The sequence below is a fragment of the Actinomyces bouchesdurhonensis genome (genome assembly GCF_963540955.1).
Taxonomy (GTDB): domain Bacteria; phylum Actinomycetota; class Actinomycetes; order Actinomycetales; family Actinomycetaceae; genus Pauljensenia; species Pauljensenia bouchesdurhonensis.
In genome coordinates this window covers 1-15,503 of record NZ_CAUTSL010000019.1, presented here as the reverse complement: position 1 = coordinate 15,503, position 15,503 = coordinate 1, and the positions used below count along the sequence as shown (strand labels likewise).

General features: G+C 64.0%; 15 protein-coding genes. 8 read left to right on the top strand and 7 right to left on the bottom strand.

Annotated features, from left to right (window positions below):
* Positions 1-76: 76 nt before the first annotated feature.
* Positions 77-3,502: an ATP-binding cassette domain-containing protein gene (locus RYL44_RS04815; protein WP_314975247.1), complete on the bottom strand. Its 3,426-nt coding sequence runs from the start codon at positions 3,500-3,502 to the stop codon at positions 77-79.
* Positions 3,503-3,720: 218 nt separating this feature from the next.
* On the opposite strand from RYL44_RS04815, the gene RYL44_RS04810 reads away from it, so the two are divergent.
* Positions 3,721-4,293: an N-acetyltransferase gene (locus RYL44_RS04810; protein WP_314975246.1), complete on the top strand. Its 573-nt coding sequence runs from the start codon at positions 3,721-3,723 to the stop codon at positions 4,291-4,293.
* Positions 4,294-4,403: 110 nt separating this feature from the next.
* On the opposite strand, the gene RYL44_RS04805 is transcribed toward RYL44_RS04810, so the two are convergent.
* Positions 4,404-6,407 (bottom strand): cation:proton antiporter, encoded by a 2,004-nt coding sequence (locus RYL44_RS04805; RefSeq protein ID WP_314975261.1) that lies wholly within the window; start codon positions 6,405-6,407, stop codon positions 4,404-4,406.
* Between the two features lie 214 nt (positions 6,408-6,621).
* Between RYL44_RS04805 and RYL44_RS04800 the strand changes: the two genes are divergently transcribed.
* Together RYL44_RS04800 and RYL44_RS04795 are read left to right on the top strand one after the other, a co-directional pair.
* Positions 6,622-7,215, top strand: a complete 594-nt coding sequence (locus RYL44_RS04800) for a protoglobin domain-containing protein (RefSeq protein WP_073982817.1) — start codon at positions 6,622-6,624, stop codon at positions 7,213-7,215.
* The gene (locus RYL44_RS04795; RefSeq protein ID WP_314975245.1) at positions 7,184-7,783 is read left to right on the top strand and encodes a methylated-DNA--[protein]-cysteine S-methyltransferase; all 600 of its coding nucleotides are present in this window, start codon (positions 7,184-7,186) and stop codon (positions 7,781-7,783) included. Before RYL44_RS04800 ends, RYL44_RS04795 begins: the two co-directional genes overlap by 32 nt.
* An 81-nt stretch (positions 7,784-7,864) precedes the next feature.
* On the opposite strand, the gene RYL44_RS04790 is transcribed toward RYL44_RS04795, so the two are convergent.
* Complete coding sequence (locus RYL44_RS04790) at positions 7,865-9,148, bottom strand: YkvI family membrane protein (protein ID WP_314975244.1); 1,284 nt, start codon at positions 9,146-9,148, stop codon at positions 7,865-7,867.
* A gap of 303 nt (positions 9,149-9,451) precedes the next feature.
* On the opposite strand from RYL44_RS04790, the gene RYL44_RS04785 reads away from it, so the two are divergent.
* The 3 genes from RYL44_RS04785 (at position 9,452) to RYL44_RS04775 (ending at position 10,309) form a co-directional block, all read left to right on the top strand.
* Positions 9,452-9,601 carry a hypothetical protein gene (locus tag RYL44_RS04785; protein WP_200783459.1) on the top strand — a complete coding sequence of 50 codons (150 nt, stop codon included), beginning with the start codon at positions 9,452-9,454 and terminating at the stop codon, positions 9,599-9,601.
* Positions 9,602-9,785: 184 nt separating this feature from the next.
* Positions 9,786-10,049, top strand: a complete 264-nt coding sequence (locus tag RYL44_RS04780; RefSeq protein WP_073982818.1) for a type II toxin-antitoxin system Phd/YefM family antitoxin — start codon at positions 9,786-9,788, stop codon at positions 10,047-10,049.
* Positions 10,050-10,051: 2 nt separating this feature from the next.
* Positions 10,052-10,309: a type II toxin-antitoxin system RelE family toxin gene (locus RYL44_RS04775; RefSeq protein WP_314975243.1), complete on the top strand. Its 258-nt coding sequence runs from the start codon at positions 10,052-10,054 to the stop codon at positions 10,307-10,309.
* Positions 10,310-10,311: 2 nt separating this feature from the next.
* Here RYL44_RS04775 and RYL44_RS04770 read toward each other — a convergent pair whose 3' ends face one another.
* Together RYL44_RS04770 and RYL44_RS04765 are read right to left on the bottom strand one after the other, a co-directional pair.
* Positions 10,312-11,034 (bottom strand): nitroreductase, encoded by a 723-nt coding sequence (locus tag RYL44_RS04770; protein WP_314975242.1) that lies wholly within the window; start codon positions 11,032-11,034, stop codon positions 10,312-10,314.
* Positions 11,035-11,122: 88 nt separating this feature from the next.
* The gene (locus tag RYL44_RS04765; RefSeq protein ID WP_314975241.1) at positions 11,123-11,872 is read right to left on the bottom strand and encodes a Fic family protein; all 750 of its coding nucleotides are present in this window, start codon (positions 11,870-11,872) and stop codon (positions 11,123-11,125) included.
* An 83-nt stretch (positions 11,873-11,955) separates the two neighbouring features.
* Here RYL44_RS04765 and RYL44_RS04760 point away from each other — a divergent pair, with 83 nt between their 5' ends.
* A complete protein-coding gene (locus tag RYL44_RS04760) occupies positions 11,956-12,777 on the top strand; it encodes a class I SAM-dependent methyltransferase (RefSeq protein WP_314975240.1) in 822 nt (273 codons plus the stop codon).
* Between the two features lie 27 nt (positions 12,778-12,804).
* On the opposite strand, the gene arfB is transcribed toward RYL44_RS04760, so the two are convergent.
* A complete protein-coding gene (gene arfB, locus RYL44_RS04755; RefSeq protein WP_314975239.1) occupies positions 12,805-13,245 on the bottom strand; it encodes an alternative ribosome rescue aminoacyl-tRNA hydrolase ArfB in 441 nt (146 codons plus the stop codon).
* Between the two features lie 108 nt (positions 13,246-13,353).
* Entirely contained in the window at positions 13,354-13,953 is a 600-nt protein-coding gene (locus tag RYL44_RS04750) for a uracil-DNA glycosylase family protein (RefSeq protein ID WP_314975238.1), read from the bottom strand.
* A 422-nt stretch (positions 13,954-14,375) separates the two neighbouring features.
* Here RYL44_RS04750 and RYL44_RS04745 point away from each other — a divergent pair, with 422 nt between their 5' ends.
* A complete protein-coding gene (locus tag RYL44_RS04745) occupies positions 14,376-15,347 on the top strand; it encodes an alpha/beta hydrolase (RefSeq protein ID WP_276739017.1) in 972 nt (323 codons plus the stop codon).
* Positions 15,348-15,503: the final 156 nt, after the last annotated feature.

Genomic DNA, 15,503 nt, shown 5'->3' with positions numbered 1-15,503 from the left:
TCCAGACTAGCGCAGCCGCGCGCGCCCCGTGGCGAGGCTACGGCCTCGGCAAAACGGGGCTGAGGCCGTCTTCCGTTCACTCCGATCGCAGAGCCTCGACGGGATCCTGACGGGAGGCACGCGCGGCTGGGATAATGCCGGCGATGACGGTCAGCCCGACCGACACGGCGATCAGCGTGACGGCAGTGATCGGTGAGAGCTGCGCGATGTTCTCGACGTTGAAGGAGGCGTAGGCAATCGAATTGGCGACCGCGCACAAACCGTAGGTGACGCCGACGCCGATCACGCCAGCGAGGAAGCCTTCGATGACTGTCTCCGCGTTGAAGACGCGGGAGATGTCACCCTTGGATGCCCCAATGGAGCGCAGGATGCCGATTTCTTTGCGGCGCTCGAGCACCGAAATGTAGGTGATGATCGAGATCATGATGGAGGAGACCACGAGCGAGATCGACACGAAAGCAATGAGCAGCCAGGAGATGATGTCGACGATCTTGGTCACCGAGCTCATGAGGGTGCCCATGACGTCGGAGTAGGTGATGACTTTGTCGGTGGCGCCCGCCGCTTCGTTGTCCTTGTTGTAGGTGTCGAGCACGGCCTTCACGTTATCTTTGTCGGCGAAGGACTTAGGGTAGATCGAAATGTTAGACGGCGAGGCGATGTCCGCCCACCCCAGGGTCCGCAGGTTTGTTTCCAGCGTCGGCACGTTCGTGGAGAACATGGTCGCCATGAGGGCTGCGAGGGACTTATCGTCCACGTTGGATGTGAATGCCGAAGCAAAAGCTTCAGGGTCAACGGAGAATGCGCTGGACATGCTGGTCGCGAACTGGTTCATGACCGTGTTCATCTGTTGACCGATCGCGCCGGAAAGCTGGGTCATCATCGATGTCATTGCACTGGTCATCGTTTCTTGCATGACCTGTCCGATGACGGCGCTCACCCCCTGGGTGAGGGTGGCGCCGAATTGGGAGGCAATCTGGGCGGAGATGGCGTTCATGACCTGGGTGGATACGTCCTGGCCGATCTGCGCGAGCGCGGGGTCGTTACCGAGCGCAGCCGTCAGGTTGGCGGTGAGTTTGTCGGCGTCCACGACTTGGTCGGAGGAGACCGCCGCTCGTAGCTGTTCCATTACTTCCGGCTGGGAGAAGTAGGACGAGGCCAGGGTCGCGAAGTCGGTCGTGCCGCCTTCCTCGATCTGTTTCTGGGCGTAGTCCTGGAAGCCTTGGGCGATCTGACTGGCTTGAGTGCTCAGGTATTGAGCTGCTCCGTCTTTGACGGCACCGTCCGCGAGTGCGGATCGAATGATGGTGGGGAAGTCGACGTTGGCGAGCTGGGGCAGTTCTTTTGTGAGGTCTGCGAGGTTGAGGGCGGAGAAGTCGAAGCCCGCACCGGATTGGGCGCCCGATTGGGCGGCGAGACCGGAGAGGTCGACGTTCTGCCAGTCGATGGCTGATAGGTCCAGTCCGGACATGTCGAGGCCGCTAAAGTCTATGCCGGACATGTCGAGGCCGCTAAAGTCCATGCCGGACAGGTCCATTTGGAGCTTGCTCGGGTCGATTTGGAAGGCTGCTGAGAGCTTGGACTGATCGATTGTGAACAGGGAGGACATGTCGAAGCCACTGGACTGGCTCTTTTGGTTGTCGGCGAGTTCCTTGAAGGTTTTGCCGGTGAAGACGTCGACGTCGGGTTTGGCGCGTTGGGCTTTGACGATGGGGCTGGCCGAGGCCTCCTCGATCATCTGGTAGGTGAGGGCGGGGGTGTAGGCGATGCCTTGGCGCAGGGCCCCGCCCTTGGTGGAGTTGGGTTTGACGATGCCGGAGATGGTCAGTTCCTGGCCGCCGTCCACGAGCTTCTTCATGTAGTCAGCATCGTTAGAGCGGTCGGTCCACACCTTGTAGGTCTCGTCCCACGTGTACTTGTCGAAGGCGTTGATGCGGCGGAACGTGGTGCCCAGGATTGTTGAGTAGTCGTAGGTGGCGTCGCTGGCACCCGATTGGGTATCTGATTGCGCGCTGGACTGGGAGGTGCCACCGAGGGCGCCCTGGTAGTACTTGCGCATCAAGTCGTCGAATTCCTTGTGGTCTTTCAGGCCCAGCGTGTACTCGAAGATGTTGGGCATGTTGCCGTCCTCGTCCAGGACCAGGACGACCTCGTTGGCGCCTTTCGGCCAGGCGCCTGCGACCACATTGTAGGAGGAGGTGTACAGAGTGGACGTGGCGGGCATCTGGTAGAAGGCGTTGGTGACCATCATCGATCCGAAAGCACCCGCGCCAAAACCCGTTTCCATCTGCTTCATGGACTGGTCGGGGCTGACCTGGACGGTCGCCTTGGAGGTGTCGGACTGGTAGATCTGGGGGACAACGTCGTAGTCGTATTCGATGGCGTTGGTCATCGTCTCGATGCCGCCGCCGTTGTTGTCCAGGAAGACCTTGAGGGAGGCCAGGTCGTTGGTCTTCGCGTCGCGGATCGTGTCGGCGAAGGTGCGCATGTCGGACACGCCCACCTTCCCGTCGGGCGCGGTTTTCGCCTTTGCGGAGTCCGAGGCCGACACGGAGAGCGCGGCGGTCATGTCGACGCCGCTCTTTTGGATCGTCAGCGGGTAGGACCCAAGGGTTTCCTCTTCCGTCTTTTGGATGTAGGCGTTCGTCCCGTTGGCCAGGGCGAGGATCGCGGCGATGCCGATGATGCCGATGGACCCCGCGAAGGAGGTCATGAGGGTGCGGCCCTTCTTGGTCATCAGGTTGTTGGCGGACAGGGACAGGGCGGTCAGGAAGCCCATGGAGGTGCGCCGTGCGGGCTTGGCGGTGCGCTGATCCTCGACGGTGGGTACGAAAGGATCGGAGTCGGCGACGATGCTTCCGTCGGCCAGCTCGACGATGCGGGTGGCGTACTGGTGGGCCAGCTCGGGGTTGTGCGTGACCATGATGACCAGGCGATCGCGGGCCACGTCGCGCAGCAGGTCCATGACCTGAACGCTGGTCTTGGAGTCGAGGGCGCCGGTGGGTTCGTCCGCGAGGAGGATCTCGGGGTCGTTGATGAGGGCTCGCGCAATGGCGACACGCTGCATCTGGCCACCCGACATCTGCGAAGGCTTCTTGTGGACGTGGTCGGCCAGGCCGACGCGAGTCAGGGCATCGAGGGCGCGCTTACGTCGTTCGGAGCGGGAGACGCCCGACAGTGTCAGGGCCAGCTCGACATTGGACAGGACGCTCTGGTGCGGGATCAGGTTGTAGGCCTGGAAGACGAAGCCGATGCGGTTGTTTCGGTACGCGTCCCAGTCGCGCGCCTTGTAATTCTTCGTGGAGATGCCGTCGATCACGAGGTCGCCGCTTTGGAAGCGGTCGAGGCCGCCGATGACGTTGAGCATCGTCGTCTTCCCTGAACCCGATTGCCCCAGGACGGCCACGAATTCGTTGTCGCGGAAGGACACGGAGACCTTGTTGAGCGCCACCTGTACCAGGTTGGCGGTCTGGTAGGCCTTGATGATCTCCTTGAGTTCTAGCACGCGTCGTCCTCACATCTGCTATTGATTCCACCCACAAGTCTAAGTGAGCGGGCATCACCCACGACCGTCGTTGTTCACTGACTGACCCCTGATCATCCCCTGAGGGGACCCTGACGGCGGCGTGCGATGACCGCACCGCCTCCCCGGAATCCCGGCCCCGGCCTCGTTCATCGGGCACACGCACAGGGCGAGTAAGACCGAGCGGGTAGACTGCCCCCATGACCGACCTCACCCCGATTCCCGTTCCTGCGGACGGGCCGATCGCCGACAAAATCCTGGAGATCTACGAGCGGTCCTTCCCGCCCGAGGAGCAGGTCCCCATGTCCGAGCTGCGTCGCAGCGCCGAGCGCGACGAGGTGTCCTTCCTCGCGTGGATCGACCCTTCCCTCCCCGCGGGCGAGGACGGGGCTAGCAACGTGGTCGCCCTGACCGTCTCTTTCGCCTTTCACGACCTCTTCTACCTGGGTTTCCTCGCCGTCGATGGGCGCACGCGCAGAGCCGGCTACGGTTCGCGCATCCTCACCCACTTCCGCGAGCGCTACGGGGATGTGCCGCAGCTGCTCGAAATCGAGCCGGTCATGCGCGAGGCCGGGAACTACCAGCAGCGCGTGCGCCGCCTGGCGTTCTACGAGCGCAACGGCTTTACGGTGACGAACATGATGACGCACGAGGCCGACCAGACCTACCGGGTCCTGGCGCGAGGCGGCGTCGTTGCCCCGCAGCGCCTGGAGGAGGCGCTCAACTCGGTGACTGACGACCCGGCGTACGCGTCGCGGGTGACGACGGACTGACGTCTGCGCGCTCGCGCATTGATCGGGTCATCCCCTCACGGAGTGCGGCTCGATTCTGTGCGATCAGCGAGAACGGGAGGCTGTGAGCGTCCAACCCCCGCTGTCCGCTGTCAGTGGTCGGTGCCGCGGCTGGAGACCAGGAGGATCTCCTCGTTGTCGAGGCGGGCGAGCGCTCCTTCCAGGGCGGCCGAGGAGAAGATGCCCTCGTCGCGGGCCTGCAGGAGCGCGTCGCGCTGGGCGTGAATGGCTTCGAGGGCGAGCTCACGGATCTGGTCGCGCGTGAAGGAACGCTCGACTTCTTCCTCGCTCATGGCGACCGTGCCGTGTCCCTCGTCATCGCCGGGTGACGCGAGCGCTGAGGACGCATCCTCCGCGGGCAGGGAAGCCGATTCCGAGGTCGCGGCAACGCTGGCGGTCGCCTCAAGCGAGTCATCCACGCACTCGGGACGCAGTCCGTCGCTGGTTGCTCCCGACTGCGTGGAGGCGTCCTGGAGGATGTCGGTGAGGACGCGGTCGGCCGTGCGCGCGATGCGGGTCCCCTCGGCCTCGTCGGTTGCGGAGACCGCGTTCCCGATGCGCGACAGGGTGCGAGAGACGCCGGCGGAGAGCAGGGTCTGGCCGTCAACTTCGTGGATCGCTTGGGCCAGGGCGGTGTCCACGAGCGCGGAACCCATCACCGTCAGGAGCTTTGCGCGTTCTTCTTCGGAGATATCACCCGAGGCCATCTGGGGCTTGACAATGCGGATGAGGCCGGGCAGGGTCAGTCCTTGGATGATGAGGGCCCCCGCCGCGATGAACAGGGCGATTGAGAGCAGCAGCGCGCGCATCGGGGCGTGTGTCGAGATGGTTTGTGCGGCGGCCAGCGTGATCGCGCCTCGCATGCCCGCCCACACGATGACGCTGCCCTCGCGCGGCCCCAGCGGCTCGTTCGCGAAGTAGTCCAGGTCCGATCCGCGCATCGCGTTGCGGCGTTCGCGGCGCTTGAGGCGTCGGCGATAGTGGTTGAGCGCGTTCTCCCAGTGCTCGGGGCTCAGGTCGCGGGCCTCGAGCATGTCGGCGTCCACTTCGCAGGCGGCGTTCATGCGCTCCTCAAAGCGCTCGATGCGCGCGGATTCCACCTCGAAGCGGCGTTGACGGTGGGTGCGCCGATGGTCCAGCCAAGCGAGCATAAGGGCAATGAAGATGGCTCGAATCACCATGATGAGCGCGCCGAGGGCGACGGCGAGGAACGCCGCGAAAGTCAGTCCTCCCGTAAACTGCCTGGTTTCCTCGACGATGCCGAAGGCCTGCAGGCCCATCGTCAGGAAGATCGCGCTCTCCAGGACGAGGGTCATGGTCTGCCAGTTCTGCTGGGAGAAGCGCCTGTTGCTCGCGGAGATCGTGGCGGCGCGGCGGCGCGAGACGACCAGGCCGGCGACGACGGCGGCGACCAGGCCGGAGCCGCCCAAGTGCTCGGCAGGAATCGAAGCGATGAAAGGCATCACGAAGGAGAACACGGTGTCGGCGGAAGGGTCTTTGATGAGGGCGCGCAGGCGCACGCCGACTTCGCCGACGACCCACCCGATGGCGGCCGCGATACCGAGGGCGATGGCGACCTTCCCAATGAGCATGCCCGGGTTGAGAGCGTGTTCGTCGGCGGCCAGGCCCGCGCTCATCGCGGCGGAGAGCAACACGAGCGAGGTCGCGTCGTTGAAGAGCCCCTCGCCCTCGAGCACGGTGATGATTCGGTGGGAGACGCCGGAGCGTTTCGCGATCGAGATGGCGACCGCGTCCGTCGGGGACAGGACAGCGCCGAGCGCGACGCCCCAGGGCAGGGAGATCGCGGGGACCAGCCAGTTGATGACGAAGCCGACCGCGAAGGCGGAGAGGAACACGAGGGGAATCGCGAGCATCGCGACGGCCTGCATCTCGCGGCGGAAGTCCATGGTCGGCATACGCACGGCCGCCGAGAACAGCAGGGGCGGCAGCACCATCTCGAGGACGATGTGCGGTTCGATCTCGATGGCCTCCACCTGCGGAAGGAAGCCGATCGCCAGGCCGACGACCAGCAGGATCAGGGGGGATGCCACGCGCACCTTGGGCGCGATGAATTGGCATGCCACGATGATGAGCATTCCGGCCAGGGCGATAAGAAGGGGATCCACAGGTTAATTGTATTGTGCGCAACCACTCCAGCACCGTTGCCACCTCACCACAGCGGCTACGCGCACGGCGAACTCGCACGAACCACGCCCACCCAACTGCGCTCCATACCAGTCCCAGATGTCAAACAGACCCATACGAGCAGAGCGCGTTCTATCATTAACGCATAGGATCGAGGAGGTTCTCATGACCGCTTACGACCACTCGTCGGGGTACACCTACGGTACCGATGCCGTCCCCACGTCCCCGCTCACACTCGAGGATCTGCGCCAGATTGAGGCCGCAGCGCACGTCCAGCCCGGTGACGCAGAGCTGCTCGCACGAGCAGAACCCATCCTGGCGCCGCATGCCATGGACATGGTCGACACGTGGCGCGGGATTCTGGCTCAAAAGACGTATCTGGCAGCCCATTCCGCGCACCCGGACGGGCAGCCGAATCCCGAGTACGCGCAGGCGTCAAAGCCGCGATTCGCCCAGTGGATCATCGACATGTGCACGCGCGAGCGGGACCAGGCGTGGTTGGACTACCAGTACCTGATCGGCGCCCGGCACATGTCCGCAGCGAAGAACGCGGCGGATGGGGCGGACTCGACGCCGTTCGTGCCCCTGCGCTACGTGCTCGCTTTCATCGCTCCGACTGTGGAGGTGGGGCATCGTCTGCTGGCGGAGGGGTTCGAGGGCGAAGAGCTGAGCGCCGTGCGTGACGCGTGGACTCGCGCGGTCACCGTCGCCGTGACAGTGTGGGCGTATGCCTACCGCGATCACCCCGAGCAGTTCTGACCCGACGCTCGCCACCTATCGCTGCCCCATCGGTCGCCTGACGCTGGCCGCGCGGGGTGGTGCGCTCGTCGGCTTGTGGGTGGCCGGGCAGCGCTTCTTCGGGCATCCCTTCGTCGTCGACGAGGCCGTGGCCGCTTCCGCACAGTCGGTGTCCTCCCTCGATGGTTGCGGGCGCGACGCAGGCCTTGGAAGAGACGAGGACGCGGCCGCATTGGCTGCGGCCGCGTCCTGGTTGGACAACTATTTCGCCTGGCGGGTCCCTTCCCCCGCCCGCGTGCCGCTCTCGCCTATGGGCAGCGAGTTTCAGCTCCGCGTCTGGGAAGCCATGAGCGCCATTCCCTACGGGCACACAATGACCTACGGCCAGCTGGCGTATCGCCTGCGCGAGGCCGGGGTCGCCGCGTCGGCGCGCGCAGTCGGCGGGGCGGTGGCGCGCAACCCGTTGCTCCTCATTCGTCCCTGCCACCGCGTGGTCGCGTCTACCGGCCCGGGCGGCTATGCGGGAGGTGCCACCCTGAAACGTTGGCTCCTCGAGCGCGAGGCAGCCACGGCCTCGTCCCTTTCGTGAGTCAGACCCGCACCTGACCTGCCCTGATCGCCTCGGTCGCCGAGGCCTCGTCGACGGGCTGCCCGGCGCGCGATCCGCGCGTTAGCCCTCACCCGCGCCCTGCGCAACCAGGTCCGAGGGCGAGGCGTTGGGCTTACGATCGGCGATATCCTTGGCGAGCATGCTGGCATCGCGGCGCAGCTGCTTGGAGTCCGCAACCGACGCTCGGGAGAGCTCCCGGGCCTTTTCGCGATGCTCGTCCGTGTACTCCAGGTGATCGGCATGCTTGTGGACCAGGAGGCGAATGAGCTTGCGGCGCAGCTTCTCCTCGTGCGAGACGCCCGCGCGCTCACGCAACCAGCCCGCAGCCAGGACCACCAGGAGCGCGACGCCCAGCCAGCCGATGATCGGATACATGCCGCCGATCAGCTTCTTGAAGCCCATCAGCGAGGCCGCATACCCCAGCGCGACAACGCCCATGAGGACGATGCGCATGCGCTTTGTCGACCCACCCGAGAAACGACGCGCCGTCGCGAAGAAGAGCGAGAAGACCGTGTTGTAGATGAGCGCGAAAATGATGAGGGTGTAGACGAAGGCGAAGGCCGGGTGAATCATGCGCGCAATCTCGAGGGCCGGCACGTTGACGTCCCAGATGCGGTCCATGTTCAGGTAGAGGGCGAGGGCATCGCCGCCAATCACCAGGGCGATGATCGCGCCGCCGATACGGCCAGCAAGGCGAGCCTCGCGGATGCGCAGCACCGAGCCGCCCAGCACGAAGGCCATGCCGATACCGTTGACGACGCACAGCGCGAAGTAGTTGATCGCCGAGAACCACAGGTTCGGCAGAGCCGGGGTGACCTTCGTGGCGGTCGCATTCAGCTCGGCCACGCTCGGGTGCGGGGTTACCAGCGAGTAAATGACGAGAATGACGATCGCGATGACGATCATGGGCGTAAAGACGCCGATCACCTTCATGATTCGATCGAAATCCAGGAAGGCGGTGAGAATCACGAGGCCTGCACACACGGCACTGCCAGCCCACGCGGGCAAACCGAATTGCTGCTCAAGGTTCGCGCCCGCGCCAGCGAGCATCACGAAGCCCATCGCGAAACCAGAAAAAACGAGCACCACGTCAATGACGCGGCGCACGGCAGGGTGAGTGATGCGTTCAAAAACTTCGTCGTGGTGGCCGGAGCGGAAGTAGGAACCCAGCTGGAGGGCGACAACGCCGAAGATGATGTTGAGGACTCCCAGGGCGGCGATTCCAATCAATCCGACAGCACCGAAGGAGAGGAAGTACTGGAGCAGGTCCTGGCCGCTGGCCAGGCCAGCGCCGACGATCACTCCCACATAAGCAAAGGCAACAGAGAGGTACTTTTTTGACATGGCGGTCCTTCCGATCGCAAACATGCACCGAGGGACGGCCTAGTTCCTCGGCAAGCGCTGGTTTGACAGCGCCTGCCGCCATTCTATGCAGAAATACTTATAATTGATTAAAGATAGCCTTACTTGAGCTTGTTCAAACGGGACTAAATACCTAACACTCAACCTAATCCCACGAAAACGGCGCTTTGAGATCTTGGTCTCAGTCGAGGTTGCAGGAACCTACCTGCCCCGATCCACGGGCATCAAAGCCCCCTCACAGACAGAGAGGCCCACCCTTCATGAATGAAGGATGGGCCTCGACTTGTGCAACGACTAGGCGTTTGGCTGCCCGTTTTCGAGCGCTTCTTCCACCAGCGCCTCGTCGACCGGCAGCTCGGTGCGGGCATAGGCAGCCGCGTCATCCTGCGCATCCGCGACGTCGAACCACCCGAGAAGCGGCGTGCCGTCGAATAGAACAAGGGGAAAGCAGTGTTGTAGATGAGCGCAAAAATAACAAGCGTGTAGACGAAGGCAAAGGCCGAGGCCTCATTCCACGGTAGACGTTCGACTGGGAGCACGACACGTTCATCTGACCCCCTTCACACTCGGGAATGTTCATCCAGACACAGATGTGTACACAAGGTACTAAACTGACACTATGAACACACTTGCCACAACCCTATCGACTCGGGAGCTGCGCGCGAACCTCTCTGACGTTCTCGGGCGAGCCTCCTACGGCGGCGAACGAATTGGTGTGACGAAAAACGGCCGCCTCACTGCGATCGTGATTGGCGTCGACGACTTGTTGGCCCTGGAAGAACTCGAGGATGCGCGGGATCTCGCGGCCTTCCGGGAGGCGGTGCGCAACGACGACGGGCAGCGCGTGAGTCTGTCCGACCTGCGCGCTGAACTCAACGACTAGCGATGTACCGCATCGAATTCACCTCAGCGGCAGCGCGCCAGGTACGCAAGCTGGACCGCCCGGCGCGAACCCGCCTACTGGACGCCATTGAATCGCTCGCCAGTTCTCCTCGCCCCGACGGGGTCAAGAAGCTCGCGAGCACGGAGAACGCGTGGCGCATCCGTGTCGGCGACTACCGGATCATCTACTCCATCGAAGACGACGTCCTCGTTGTGACGGTCGTGCGCGTCGCACACCGCCGAGAGGCGTATCGCTCGTAGCGTCACTTGCCTTCGAGGAGCTGGATCGGCGGGCGCGGCGCCTGCATCGAATTGATCGGCGCGTCCGGATCAGCGTAGCCGAGGGCGAAGCCGGTGATGAACTTGTAGCCCTCGGGGATCTCGAACTCCTCATCGACGGGCGCGCGCCAGGTGGCCAGGATGCCGACCGGGCACGAGTCAATGCCGCGCGACTTGGCGGACAGGAACAGTGTCTGGAGCATGAGGCCTGCATCCATCGCACTCCAGGGCAACATGTCCTCATGAACGAAGACAAAGCCCATGACGGGCGCATCGAAAGCCGTCACGTTGCGACGGTTGACGCGGTTACGCCCCTCAATGTCGCCGCGCTCCACGCTGTAGGTGCCATACAGGAGCTTCGCGACCTCTATCTGGGCGGGGCGCAGCTCGTCGGGGTAGCGCTTGCGCACCGGGTAGTCGCCGTCGGGCACAGGGATCTCCACCGTCGCGTCCTCAGCCTTGCGCGCATGGGCCTCGATCTCCTCATCGAAGAGTCGGCCGTAATGCTCGCGCAGGCGCTGGGCGCGCGCGCCCGTGGCCAGGGCGACGCGGAAAGCGCGCGTGTTGGACCAGGACGGCGCGGTCGTCGCATCTGCGAGAATCGCGTCGAGAACCTCGGCGGAGACCTCACGGTCCGTAAAAGCGCGCGTCGAGCGGCGCGAGGCGGTCAGGGCAGAAAACTCGTTCATCTCTTCGTTGAGTGTCATGCAACCAGCCTAACCCGGCCACACTCCCCCGATCCACCCGGCCTGCCCACCGGACAGCGACAATCCCCTCATCACCGACAACTGATGGCTAGTTATCCGAACGCTCGTACGGGACCCGGAAGTAATCGAGCATCACCGCGAAACGGTCCTGCGCACTCAGGCACGTATCCATGAGGAAACCATTCTCGTCACCCCACCTCTCCAGACCTCGGTAGTAGAAGGCCTTCAGATCGTCGGTGATGATGAACGGGACGACTCCCGCCGCGAGGCACTGCTGAAGCATGAGGAGCCTACCAACCCGCCCGTTACCATCCTGGAAGGGATGGATGCGTTCGAAGCGCACATGCCAGTCCAGGATCTGCGTGAGAGAATCAACATCGTTGACGCACTCGAACAGAGGTCGCATATGCTCAGCAACATCAGCGGGCGCGCTCGTCTCACGCATCGCAACCTCGTTCGGCAGACGCTTGTAATCGCCGACGGCAAACCAATCAAGATCAGCCTGGATGCTCCCCTGCTTCAGTATACGATGCAGATCCTTCACATATTCCTCGCCGATAGGAGTTCCGGCGCATTCGATGACGCGATCGATAGCGCGGAAGTGGTTCCGCGCCTCGATAATGTCATCGACTCTCAGGCCCTCGCCGCCAACAGTCGCCGTCTCGAAGATAAGACGGGTCTGTTCCTCGGACAGCTGAGATCCCTCGATGTGATTAGAGTTATAGGTCATCTCCACCTGTAGGCGGTGGTAGACGCCCCCACGCACACCTGCATGTTTTTCGTCGCGAAGCCGCATCAGCAGCGCCGAACGACGCGCGCCGATCTCAGTTTCGCTCACGACAGGGCCTCCTTTTGCGTGACATTATACGTGCAAGGTCTCTCGTGAGGCTCATAACAGTAGGCGCAGTGAAGGGTCATCTCATGTCGACACACGACAGTACAATCAACCGGGACTCGCGCGCCTATTGGAACAGGCGCGCAGCAACGTTCACGCGCAACGCGACCGAAGACTACGAGCTGTGGCTCATGGACCTCCTCGGACTCAATCCGGGCGACGAGGTCCTCGACATGGGCTGCGCGACGGGCACGCTCGCCGTCCCCCTGGCCCGCGCCGGGCACCGCGTGCACGGATGCGACTTCGCCGAGGCGATGCTTGCGATCCTCGACGAGCGCGCGGCCGCGGAGAACCTGCCGATCACCTCCCACCTGCTCGCCTGGGAGGACGACTGGGAGAATGCGGGCCTGGGTAAGGACAGCGTGGATGTTGCCTTCGCGTCACGCTCCCTCATGAGCGGGGACGTCTTCTCCGCCGTGCGTAAGCTCGACGCGGCGGCGCGCTCGCGCGCGGCTGTCGTCGTGCCGGGCGGCCCGCTCCCGTCCCGCGATCCGCGCCTGCTTACCTACCTGGGGCGCGCCGGACGCCCACCGCGCATCGTCCGCGACGTGACCCGCGCACTGGCTGCCATGGGCCGGACCCCGGTAGGCGCGAGGACCCAGACCTTCCGGCCGATGCGTTTTTCTTCCTTCGACGAGGCCCGCTCGGACCTTCGTCGCCTGGCTGGCCCCGAGCCGTTCACCGCACGCGAGCAGCGGCTTTTCGACGCGTACGTGGCACAGCATGTCGTGCGTGAGGCCGTCACCAACGCCTCGGGCAAGAGCACCGAGCAATGGGTCTTTGACTACAAGCTTCCCGTCACTTGGGTGTTTATCGGCTGGCGCACCGACGGGAGCCGATGGGCATAGCGGGCCCAGGCCTCGTCCCCGCAGGGCTCACTCAGCGTCGGGGCGGCGCCTGCGCGCCTTGACCTCGGCGCGTCTCCTCTTGTCGGCGAGGCGGCGCAGCTTGGACGCGCGCGTCGGCTTCGTGGCGCGACGAGGCGTGGGCGGGGTGAGCGCTGAACGCAGGACGTGCGCGAGGCGTTCACGCGCGGCGGCGCGGTTGCGGCGCTGGGAGCGGTGCTCGGCGGCGGTGACGGTCAGGACGGTGCCGACCAGGCGCTCCCCAAGCTCACGCAGGGCGCGCTCGCGCTGACGATCATTCAACGCGCTCGTCGAGCCCAGGTCCAGGCTCAGCTGAACCCGCGAATCCGCCGTGTTGACGCCCTGGCCGCCGGGACCCGACGCGTGGGAGAAGCGCTCTTCCAGCTCCCCTGCGGGTACGACGAGGCCGTGCGGGCAGCCTGGCCCAGCGGGAATGCGCAGATCGTCCATGTACTCTAGTGTGCACCACTCACCCCGGCCCCGGCCTCGTCAATCCACGGGCACGCAATGTACGTGAATACCGACGTACGTTTATACGCAGATTCTCACGTATAACACTCAGGCCATGAGAGCTGCGACCCGGTCCTTGAGGTCGGGCAGCACGTCGGCGTCGAACCAGGGGTTCTTTTTCATCCATATCTGGTTGCGCGGCGAGGGGTGGACCAGCGGGAAGTACCTGGGCAGATAGTGCTTGTAATCGCGTACGACGTCCGTGAGGGAGGCCGAGGACTTCAGGTCCAGGTAGCGCCTGGTCGCGTACGCGCCGACGAGGATCGTCATCTCGAGCTTCGGCATGAGCTCGAGCAGGCGCGGGTGCCATTTGTCGGCGAAGTCCTTGCGGGGTGCCAGGTCCCCGCTCTTTCCAGTACCCGGGAAGTAGAAGTCCATGGGGACGATCGCGAGCTTGCCCGAGTGGTAGAACGCGTCGCGGTCGACGCCCATCCAGTCGCGCAGCCGGTCGCCGCTGCGGTCGTTCCACACGATGCCGCTATCTTGGGCGACGCGCCCCGGCGCCTGACCGACGATCATGATGCGACACTGAGGCCCCGCGTAGAACAGCGGCCCCACGCCTCGCTTCGTGTACGAGGCGTTGGCCGGGTCTGCGGCAATCTCCTCAGCGATTTTCTGGAAGCGCGGATCCGTGATCTCCGGTGTCATACGCTCAGGGTATGCCACGTCCGCAGACAAACCGCCACCAACACGTCGGAGGTCACACGCCAACGAGCGGGTGCAAGGCAGCAGATCGTCCCCGACATACCGGGCACACTCACACGCCGAACACGCGCCGAATACACGCCGAACACACGCCATAGTTCCCCACAAATGTCGCACGTAATTCCCCGACACGCATTTTCACCGACCCCCTTGAAACCCCGGAATTTCAACGATCACAATTCAAATCCTGAAAGATCGGCGGGGGAATTACGTGCGACATTGGTGGGCACGCGCAGCGCGGGAAGGACCACACCGATTAGTCCCCGCTGCCCGGTCGGGCCTACAGTGGGACCCATGAGGGCATCTGGAATGCAGGCGAGGGGCGACCAATGAACACGAGGTTCGTCAGGCGAACATCCAAGCGGATGGCAGCTATCGTCACATCGCTCACGATCGCTCTCTGCCTGTTCGGCCTCGTTCTTATCGCTCTACCCTCCGGGCACGAACAGAAAGATCCCGCCCCCATCGCCTACGACGAGGACGAGGACCCCATGTCCGAGGCCGTCGCTGCCCTGCTCGACACGGCCTCGTCCCTGCACGGGTCGATCGACATTCTCACCTACGAACAGGGATACGACGGGAACACCTACAGTAAACGGGCCTACGTCTACGTACCTGCCTCGTACTCTCCCAACCACCCTGCGAACGTGCTCTACCTGACGCACGGATGGTGGGGCAACGCGGCGGGATTGGCCGACGGGGTCGCCCCCGTCGTAGACGAACTGGAAAAGTCAGGCGAGGTCGCGCCCACGATTGTTGTGTTTGCGACCTACTACCCGGACAGGTCTTTTGCGACCGACGACTACGAGGATGATTACGTCCTCAATCGTTTCTTCGCGACGAGTGAGATCGACACGCTCATGAAGGAGGTTGAAACCCGCTACACGACCTTCGCGCACGGTGACATGTCTGACGCCTCGCTTCGAGCCTCGCGCTGGCACCGCGCGTTCGGCGGTTTTTCGATGGGTGCGACGACCACGTGGGATGTGTTCTCCCTGCGCCCGCAGTACTTCTACGGGTACATGCCGATGGCGGGCGAGTCCTGGATTGGACGCGAGGAGGACGCCGACGAGGCGCGCATCGCGGAGCTGGTGACCGCGGGGGCGCTACGCGAGGGCTATGGCCCGGCCGACTTCCGTATCCTGGCCTCCGTCGGCTCCGACGACCCGGCACTGTGGGATATGAGTCCGCAGCTTGACGAGTTCCACGAGGATTACCCCGACCTCATGACGGACGCCAGCCTGCAGCTGTGGATTGACGACGGGGAGGCCCACTCGAGCGCATCGGTCGCCCACCAGGTCGCGCACAGCCTGCCGCTCCTGTTCCCCGGCAGATAGGCGCCACCCACGCCGCGTGAGAGCAACGCGCTGTGCCCCGACCTCGTTCCTTCTTGTCAGGGACGAGGCCGGGGCTGACTTGCAGATCAGGGGGCCTTATGCGGGCTATAGGCGCAAACGTGGTGCTTTAGACGGCGTGTCGTGGGTCTAGTGGGC